7 protein-coding genes are annotated in these 8916 nt (G+C 49.0%); 1 reads left to right on the forward strand and 6 read right to left on the reverse strand.

Annotated elements, in window-relative coordinates; genetic code table 11:
• Positions 1 to 18: 18 nt before the first annotated feature.
• The 6 genes from mglA to M977_RS04185 form a co-directional block, all read right to left on the reverse strand.
• Positions 19 to 1539 carry a galactose/methyl galactoside ABC transporter ATP-binding protein MglA gene (gene mglA / locus M977_RS04160; protein WP_064512457.1) on the reverse strand — a complete coding sequence of 507 codons (1521 nt, stop codon included), beginning with the start codon at positions 1537 to 1539 and terminating at the stop codon, positions 19 to 21.
• 208 nt (positions 1540 to 1747) lie between these two features.
• The gene (gene mglB / locus M977_RS04165) at positions 1748 to 2746 is read right to left on the reverse strand and encodes a galactose/glucose ABC transporter substrate-binding protein MglB (protein WP_064512459.1); all 999 of its coding nucleotides are present in this window, start codon (positions 2744 to 2746) and stop codon (positions 1748 to 1750) included.
• A gap of 292 nt (positions 2747 to 3038) precedes the next feature.
• Entirely contained in the window at positions 3039 to 4061 is a 1023-nt protein-coding gene (galS, locus tag M977_RS04170) for an HTH-type transcriptional regulator GalS (protein WP_064512461.1), read from the reverse strand.
• Positions 4062 to 4216: 155 nt separating this feature from the next.
• Positions 4217 to 5374: a DUF418 domain-containing protein YeiB gene (yeiB, locus tag M977_RS04175; RefSeq protein ID WP_064512463.1), complete on the reverse strand. Its 1158-nt coding sequence runs from the start codon at positions 5372 to 5374 to the stop codon at positions 4217 to 4219.
• 19 nt (positions 5375 to 5393) lie between these two features.
• Positions 5394 to 6059: a GTP cyclohydrolase I FolE gene (gene folE / locus M977_RS04180; protein WP_064512467.1), complete on the reverse strand. Its 666-nt coding sequence runs from the start codon at positions 6057 to 6059 to the stop codon at positions 5394 to 5396.
• Between the two features lie 125 nt (positions 6060 to 6184).
• Positions 6185 to 7309: a YbfB/YjiJ family MFS transporter gene (locus tag M977_RS04185; protein ID WP_064512488.1), complete on the reverse strand. Its 1125-nt coding sequence runs from the start codon at positions 7307 to 7309 to the stop codon at positions 6185 to 6187.
• A 231-nt stretch (positions 7310 to 7540) separates the two neighbouring features.
• Here M977_RS04185 and fghA point away from each other — a divergent pair, with 231 nt between their 5' ends.
• The gene (gene fghA, locus M977_RS04190; RefSeq protein ID WP_064512468.1) at positions 7541 to 8371 is read left to right on the forward strand and encodes an S-formylglutathione hydrolase; all 831 of its coding nucleotides are present in this window, start codon (positions 7541 to 7543) and stop codon (positions 8369 to 8371) included.
• Positions 8372 to 8916: the final 545 nt, after the last annotated feature.

An 8916-nucleotide genomic window follows, 5' to 3' on the forward strand; every position in this document is an offset into this window, starting at 1 on the left:
TCAATAGCCCCTAAATTATCAAAGATGCACTGACGCAAGACGTAAGATTTCGTTCTGCGTGGTTGTTTTAGTGTCTACAATTCCGGCAACAAGACCATTGCTCATCACCAGAATACGGTCTGTAATCCCTAACAACTCCGGCATTTCGGACGAAATAATAATGATTCCTTTCCCTTTCTTAGCAAGTTCAGCAATCAGCTGATAAATTTCGAACTTAGCACCAACATCGATCCCGCGAGTTGGCTCATCCAGCATTAAGATCTCAGGTTGTGTTAACAACCAACGCCCGATAATAACTTTCTGTTGGTTACCACCAGATAGCGAACCAATAGAAGTACGATGACCAGGTGTTTTTACACGCATTGAGTCAATTACCCATTGGGTATCACTTTTCATGCGTGAATTATCTAATAAACCAACTTTATTTTTATAATTGCGAATATTAGAAATCAGCGAGTTAAAACCAATATCCAGATAGGCGTAAATCCCTGTTGAGCGACGCTCTTCAGTTACTAACGCAAAGCCATGGTTAATCGCTTCATTGGCCGAATGATTATTAATTTTTTTACCGTGCAGGTTAATGGTTCCGGCAGATTTTTCGCGGATACCAAATAACGTTTCAACGATATCAGTACGCTTCGCACCGACCAGTCCGGCAATACCGAGAATTTCCCCTTTATGCAAATCAAAGGAGACGTCACGAATTGAAGGCTGACGCAACGAAGTCAAATTACGCACTTCCAAAATCACGTCACCCGGCACGTTCTCTTTTGTCGGGAAGCGTTGGTTCAGAGAGCGCCCTACCATCATGGAGATGATTTTGTCCATATCCAGCCCTTCTAATGGCTGGGTGGCAATCCATTGTCCATCACGCAAGATGGTTATCTCATCACACAGTTGGAAGATCTCTTCCATTTTGTGAGAAATATAAACAATGCCGCAGCCACGTTCTTTTAATTTACGAATGATTTTGAAAAGGTGGTTAACTTCCTTTTCTGTCAGTGAGGATGTTGGCTCATCCATAATGACAATTTTGGCATTGTAAGAGAACGCTTTAGCGATTTCGATCATCTGCATTTGTGATACTGACAACGTACCAACGCGGGCGCGCGGGTCAATATCAATATCCAGCTCATCGAAGATATGTTTGGTATCACGGTACATTTTGTCTTGGTCGACAAACATACCTTTGGTTGGGTAACGACCCAGCCACATGTTATCCATTACGGTACGTTGTAATACCAGGTTAAGTTCCTGGTGCACCATGGAAATACCATTTTCCAGCGCTTCTTTAGTGCTGGAAAAATTAACTTCATTTCCCTGAAAAAGGATGCTGCCGGAATCTTTGGCATAGATTCCAAAAAGACATTTTAATAACGTTGATTTACCAGCCCCGTTTTCACCCATTAATGCGTGAATAGAATGAGGACGGACTTTTAAATTAACATTATCCAGTGCCTTAACGCCGGGGAATGATTTATTAATGTTGGTCATTTCCAACAAATATTCCGACGACTGATTTGTATTATTGTCGACCATAATTATACCTGGTTCCATACTCTTCATCTTTCAAGCCGCAGGGGTGTTGGCTGCACTCACTTACCCCAGTCACTTACTTTATGTAAGCTCCTGGGGATAAGCTCCCTGGCCGCCTACCTGCAACTCGAAATCTGAAGAGTATCCTAATTCGACTGAGTATCAGGTTTGATACCGAGCGCAAATCTGCGCCCGGCAATCACGGTATGACTTATTTACCCGTAAATTCAGCCAGGTTGCTTTGATCAACGCCGACATATGGGATACGAACGATTTTGTCTTCGATTTTCCACTTAGTGCCATCAGCGGCAGGCTTACCAGCAGCCAGGTTTTTAGCCAGGTCGAAGGTTGCTTTTGCCTGGTTGTTAGCATCGTTCAGAACGGTACCGGCCATTGCGCCAGATTTAACCAGTGCCAGCGCTTCTGGCAGGGCATCCACACCAAATACTGGAATAGAAGATTTGTTGTGCGCTTTCAGCGCTTCAACTGCACCCATTGCCATCGCATCGTTGTTGGCGATAACCACTTCGATTTTGTTAGCGTTCGGGCCAGACAACCATGCGTCCATCTTATCTTTCGCCTGAGCGGTATCCCACATCGCAGTATCTAACTGCAGCTGTTGGGTTTTCAGGCCTTTAGTATTCAACTCTTTGATAACGTAGGTCGTACGCGCTTCAGCATCCGGGTGACCAGGTTCGCCTTTCAGCAGTACGAACTGAACCTGACCATCTTTGTTAAGATCCCACGCAGGGTTAGCCGCCCAGTGTTTTGCAATCAGGTCGCCCTGAATGATGCCTGATTCTTTAGAGTCAGTACCGACGTAGTAAGCTTTGTCGTAGCTATCCAGCGCTTTGCGAGAAGGTTCTTTGTTGTAGAACACGATTGGAATGTTCTGGCCGCGCGCTTTTTCGATAACGGTGCCAGCAGCAGCCGGGTCAACCAGGTTGATTGCCAGTGCTTTCACGCCTTTTGCCAACAGTACGTCAATCTGATCGTTCTGCTTGGACTGGTCATTCTGTGAGTCGTTCATCAGCAGTTCTACGTCTGGCGAAGCTTTTGCATCTTTCTCAATCGCTTTGCGAACCACTGACATAAAGTTATCGTCGTATTTGTAAATGGTCACGCCAATACGGGTATCAGCTGCATGAGCGGCTGCGCCAAACAACATGCAAGACATAACGGCGGACAGGGTCAAAACCTTCTTATTCATGGTATCTCCGGTTTTTTTGCAGGGTAGTTCTTAGGGGTATTCAGGCAGGCAGCGTTGTTACAAAAACGTTACTGAATGCCGAAAATTTTTCTGTTCTAAAAAACTCTTCCGTGTTCAATAACGTTCCATAACAGCTTTTATTGGTAGTTTTTTGCCGAATACCTATAAGTAAACTGATTAGTCACCGTTACATATAGTTTCAGCTGATAAGACGCTGACATCATAGTCATCACATTGTTAATTAACTGTGAATTTACTCACAAATTGAAACCGGTTACATAAAAGACTTTTTTCAGAGAGTGATCGGTGCCGCAATTTGCCGTGGAGCAACAGAATGGCGACGAACTAAAGTCGGCATAAAACAGTGTGTTGCACCATTATCGAGCGTTCCTGCCGCCCCTTGTAACGCCAGTTCGGTCGCCAGGCGTGCCATTGAAACAATGGGGTAACGCACCGTGGTAAGTTGTGGATCGGTGTAACGTGCTATCGGAATGTCATCAAAACCAATCACTGAGACATGATGCGGCACGACAATGCCATTATCTTTCAAAGCAGTTAACGCACCTGCTGCCATGCTGTCGTTATAGGCAAATACCGCACTGAGTTGCAGATTGCGGCCTAACAACTCAACCATTGCCGCTTCACCACCCTGCATATCGGGTGAACCCACGCCCACCCAGCTTTCGGGCGGTACAATCCCCTGTTCACTCATGCCACGCAGCCATCCTTCCCGACGCTGCGCGTTGTCTTCAATTGCATGGCTCGATGCCAAATATCCGATGCGCTGATGACCTTGATTAAACAGCATTCTAGTCGCCATCAAAGCGCCACTGACATTATCAAGCCCGACACATCGATGCTCGTATCCGGGCACAATACGGTTAACCAGCACCATGCCAGGAATGTGATCGAGGAACTCGGCGAGCTCTTTATCACAGAGTGCTTTAGCATGAACAATCAATGCGTTACAGCGCTGGCGAATCAATACCTCAATGGCATGACGCTCTTTTTCTTCCTGATGGTAGCTGTTGCCAATGAGCACATATTTGTTGTGCTCTTGCGCCACAACATCCACCGCTTTGACCAATGCGCCAAAAAATGGATCGGACACATCCATCACCACTACACCAATTGTATCGCTGACCTGCGTTGCCAGAGCCTGGGCGTTAGCATTCGGGCGATAGCCCAATTGCGCCACCGCCTGCATCACACTTTCACGGGTATCAGCGCTGACTAGCGCGCTGTTATTGAGTACACGGGATACGGTCGCCACGGAGACGCCGGCGATTCGGGCAACGTCACGAATGGTGATCATATTTATCACCAGGCGAAGGAGGAATTAGTCTCATGAATACACCCTGTATATGGCAAGGTGGCTATTCTGGCAGCGACTTGGGAATGACTACGTGAGGATGATCACACCAATGAAAACGGTTACATACATATCGTTAACGTTTGTGATGTATATCATTATCTTGCTGGATGCTTCAGTGATACCCCTGCAGCACGTGCGGTTAGTTGTCTCCAGAGCCACTCAACAGGCCCTTGACGGAAGTAACGCAGCCAGAGCATAGAGAATAAGATATTGATTACCCAGACAAAAGGCACAATTCCCAACAGGCTCAGGCGGTCAAACTTCATGAACCAGCCCATGCGGAAGAAGAAGGTAGTGCAAATCACTGTTTGCAGTAGATAGTTCGACAATGCCATTCGCCCGACATGCGCTATTGCATTCACCAGGCGCAAGCGCGACAACTGCGGCCAGTAGCCAAATGCGAGTGCTGCATAGCCAATAGTTTGAAACGGTGCACTTAGTTCACGCGGCGCTTGCAGCAAGAAAGCACACCAGCGATACATCCAGCCAAGATGCCACTGGGCATAAATCGCAGGAATGTTAATTAGCAACCCAACCACAATCAGCCACACGCCAATGCGGCGATAATGATGCAAACTAAACTCGCCTCGCAGCCAGCCACTGCGCATTAATGACGCGCCAATCAGCATCATCCCCGCCAGTTGCCAACCGTATTGCGCGCCCAGAGCTACAAGGTTAGATGAGAGCAAATCGATGCGATTGTTAATGGCCTCCGTCCCGCCGTTAAGCTTCCACCACTGCTCGTACTGCAAATTTGCAGCATCGGGGATCCACGAGCGGTTCGGTGTATCGCCGGAAATAAAACCTAGCAATAGCAGCACGCCAATACCGGTGAGATACAAGATAACGCCAGTATTAAACAATGAACGATTACCCGGTGCATCACGAATGAGACGCCAGCACACCAACCCCACTAAACCGTAGGCCAGCAAAATATCGCCATCCCAAAGGAAAATAGCGTGCATAAAACCGAGCAGAACTAATAACGTCAGACGTGACTGAATCCAGCGTTTGCCGCGATGTAACAACATCTGCAAGCCCGCGCCAAATAACAGAGCAAATAAGGTGAGGAATTTTACCTGAGCAAAGAGATCTAAAATCGCCCACGTCCAGGCATCGTGACCAGTAGCGGAACCGGACCAGGCTGGATTGAGATACGCAGCCTTCGGTAAACCGAAGGCCACGATATTAAGCAGCAGGATGCCGAGAATAGCGACGCCACGGACAAAATCCAGCGTAACGTTTCTACTCATACACCCTACCTAATTAATGTTAGTTATGACGCACTGCGCGCAGGAATTCCTGGCGTGTATTTTGGCTGGATTTAAACAATCCACCCAAAGATGTGGTTGTCGTCGCACTAGTCGCATCCTGCACGCCACGTGCTTTCACACAATAATGGACTGCATCAATAGATACCGCCACATTGTTGGTACCAAGCAAGGTTTGCAGTGCAATCAGGATTTGCTGGGTTAAGCGTTCCTGAACCTGCGGGCGCTGCGCAAAGAACTGCACAATGCGGTTAATTTTCGACAAGCCAATCACGGTATCTTTCGGCAGATAAGACACTGTCGCTTTACCGTCGATAGTCACGAAATGGTGTTCACAAGTGCTGGTGAGCGTAATGTTGCGCACGGTGACCATCTCATCAACCTTCATCTTATTCTCAATGACGGTGATTTTCGGGAAGTTGGCATAATCAAGGCCGGAGAAAATCTCATCGACATACATTTTAGCTATGCGATGTGGGGTTTCCATCAAGCTATCGTCGCTGAGATCAAGATTCAGCAACTGCATGATTTCCGTCATATGCCCGGCAATCTCGCGTTTGCGGGTTTCGTTATCAAGCTCACGCAATTGTGGGCGCAGTGGCGTTTCCAGGCCGCGTGCAACCAATGCTTCATGAACCAATGCGGCTTCTGGACTTAGTGATGACATGTTGTTTTCTCCTGCAGGTGTGACTGACCTCGGCCCTACATGGGGCAAAGTGTGCGCTCATTGTGCGTGAGCACGGTCGCATAATCCAGTAGTGCGAACGATAATTATTGAAATCGTCAATACCTTTACTCTTTACGCCAGACGAGGCCGCCGCCAATCAATAATGCTACGCCGGCTACGTATAACGCAGGCTCAAGTTGCCCGGTAAGCGAAGTCGATAATGCTGACAGCATCGGCCCCACCAGTTGCCCCATGGCATAACCGGTAGTGAGTAATCCTGCCATGTAACGGGTATGCTTTGGCGCCAGTTCGCGTCCATATTGCAACGATAATTGCACCGCACATAAGAAGCCACCTCCCACCAGCAACGAACCTAAAACCAGCCCGACCATACCGGGAATCATATCTGAGGCGAATACCCCAAGTGCTTGCAACCACAAAACCAGCGCCAGGCGCTGATGGCTTTGCAGCTTTTGACGCGCGGCAATGCCGAGCAAAATACCGCAAACCGCCGCACCGCCAAATATCGGCCAGACAAACTGCGCAAACGCGCTTCCAGGAAAGCGTGCGCTCGCCATCTGCGATAAAAATGTGGCGGGCAGAATGTAACCAAATCCGGCCAGGCTATAGCTCCACACCAGGCGTTTGAGTTGTGGTGTTAACACCAGCGGCTCGGGTGCCGTTTCCGGGCGGTGCAACTCCCCTTTGCGTGGCAAATTTCGGGCGATTAACAGGATAAACAGCAGCGCCAGAGCGCCATAAACCAGCCAGGCACTGCTTGCTGACAACCCGTAACTGTGGATTGCCACCGCCAACAACCCGCTGACAAATATTCCCGCCCCCGGTCCTGCGAACACCGCCGCACTTAACCCCGGCTTGCCTAAATGTGCCAGCTGCTCATTGCTCCATGCGGCGATTAACACCATCGCCCAGCCGCTGGCACAACCAATCAGAAAACGAATCAACGCATGCCACAAGGCTGAATCCACGGTAGCAGAAAGTAGCGTCAGTATGACTGCTCCCCAGACACCAGCATGCAAACGCAACTCTACCCGCCGATGTGCACGCATGGCATCCCATGCGCCAGCCAGATAACCGAGGTAGTTAATCGCTGCTACCAAACCCGCACTGGTTAAGGTAAGTTGCCCTTCAGTTATCATTAATGGGACTTGTGGTGTGAATGCAAATCGGCCAATGCCCATTGCAACCACCAACACCAGAAACCCAGTCAACGCGATACGTGCCGCCACTATCACCCCAAATGTTGCGATTTCGTTGCCAGTATGATGCCGCATGGCTAGACTGGGGAGAAGTGAATATTCCTCAATCACATTGAATATATACCTAAAATAATTCGAGTTGCATTGAGGCGGCGACGCAGTGAATCCCCTGGAGCTGACATAAGTCAGTGACTGGGGTGAGCGAGGAAAGCCAACAAAAATGCGGCTTGAAGTATGAAGGGTAAAATTAAGGACCTCTGGATGGAACTCCTCGAAGAACACCGATGTTTTGAAGGCTGGCAACAGCGCTGGCGCCATGATTCTGCAGTACTGAAATGTCCGATGACGTTCAGTATTTTTCTGCCAACTCCACGCACCACACCTCCACCGGTTCTGTACTGGCTGTCCGGTTTGACCTGCAATGATGAGAATTTCACCACCAAAGCCGGAGCACAACGTGTCGCTTCTGAATTAGGGATTGTGTTGGTAATGCCTGATACCAGCCCACGTGGTGAAAATGTACCGAATAATGAAAGCTACGATCTTGGTCAGGGAGCAAGTTTTTACCTGAATGCCACCGAACAGCCGTGGGCCGACCATTTCCGTATGTACGACTACATTAATGATGAGTTGCCAGCGTTGATTGCTGATAACTTCAGCATCAGTGAGAAAGCCTCTATCTTTGGGCATTCGATGGGTGGCCACGGTGCGCTAAGCATCGCATTGAAAAATCCTGGTCGTTATTGCTCTGTTTCGGCCTTTGCACCGATCGTGAACCCAACTCGCGTGCCGTGGGGCCAAAAAGCCTTTGATGCTTATTTAGGTACAGACCAAGAGAAATGGCGCGAATGGGATAGCTGCTGCTTGTTGATGCAGGCTGATAGTTCCAACGCCATTCCTGTGCTTATCGATCAAGGTGATGCGGATCAGTTCCTTGCAGATCAACTGCAACCGGCGCAATTTGCTGAAGTAGCACGTCAGAAAAACTGGCCGCTAACCCTGCGCGTGCAGCCGGGTTACGACCATAGCTATTACTTTATTGCCTCGTTTATAGAAGACCACCTGCGTTTTCATGCGGAGCATTTGGCGTAGCATTGTTCCCCTCACCCCGGGGTTGTTTCTTATACACAACGTTGAGGGAAGGTTCCTGCCATTACGGGAAGATTCCGTTCACTAAAGGTTCCGTGATATCTGTACTCCCCGAACCGGTGAACGTACGAAGGGTGCTACCGCAGCACCCTTCGCAATCCCGGCTCCCGGCGATTAAATCGCCGCTTTGCGGTAAACCTCCGTTTTTCCTTTCAGTCCTTGGGTCGGTTGTGACTCGCTCCCGGCGATCACAACCTCTCACCGTTCCCGACGGTTCGACCCGGCCTTACAGTCAAAACGGAGGCGATTTATGCCGGACTCAAAGGTCAACGTCAAAAGCTAAGGTCAAAAGCTGAACCGGTTTTGACCTTATCCCCGGTATAAATTGCCCCAGTGTTCCCCATAAGTCAGGGTTGAGCTGCCGGGAGCAGCGAAAGAGAGCGATCGTTGGGAACGAATCGCGAACGACCCTGAACGTTGGGGATAAGCTGGGGTTTACCGCGCAGCGGCAATTTAATGACCGGGCGCCAGGATTATCAAGGAGAGGG

It is taken from the genome of Buttiauxella gaviniae ATCC 51604, assembly GCF_001654835.1.
GTDB classification, from domain to species: domain Bacteria; phylum Pseudomonadota; class Gammaproteobacteria; order Enterobacterales; family Enterobacteriaceae; genus Buttiauxella; species Buttiauxella gaviniae.

What these genes read in the sequence shown, in the direction of transcription:
- folE (WP_064512467.1), bottom strand. Translation starts at nt 6,059, where the DNA reads ATGTCATCACTAAGTCCAGAAGCCGCATTGGTTCATGAAGCATTGGTT.
- mglA (WP_064512457.1), bottom strand. Translation starts at nt 1,539, where the DNA reads ATGGTCGACAATAATACAAATCAGTCGTCGGAATATTTGTTGGAAATG.
- yeiB (WP_064512463.1), bottom strand. Translation starts at nt 5,374, where the DNA reads ATGAGTAGAAACGTTACGCTGGATTTTGTCCGTGGCGTCGCTATTCTC.
- fghA (WP_064512468.1), top strand. Translation starts at nt 7,541, where the DNA reads ATGGAACTCCTCGAAGAACACCGATGTTTTGAAGGCTGGCAACAGCGC.
- galS (WP_064512461.1), bottom strand. Translation starts at nt 4,061, where the DNA reads ATGATCACCATTCGTGACGTTGCCCGAATCGCCGGCGTCTCCGTGGCG.
- mglB (WP_064512459.1), bottom strand. Translation starts at nt 2,746, where the DNA reads ATGAATAAGAAGGTTTTGACCCTGTCCGCCGTTATGTCTTGCATGTTG.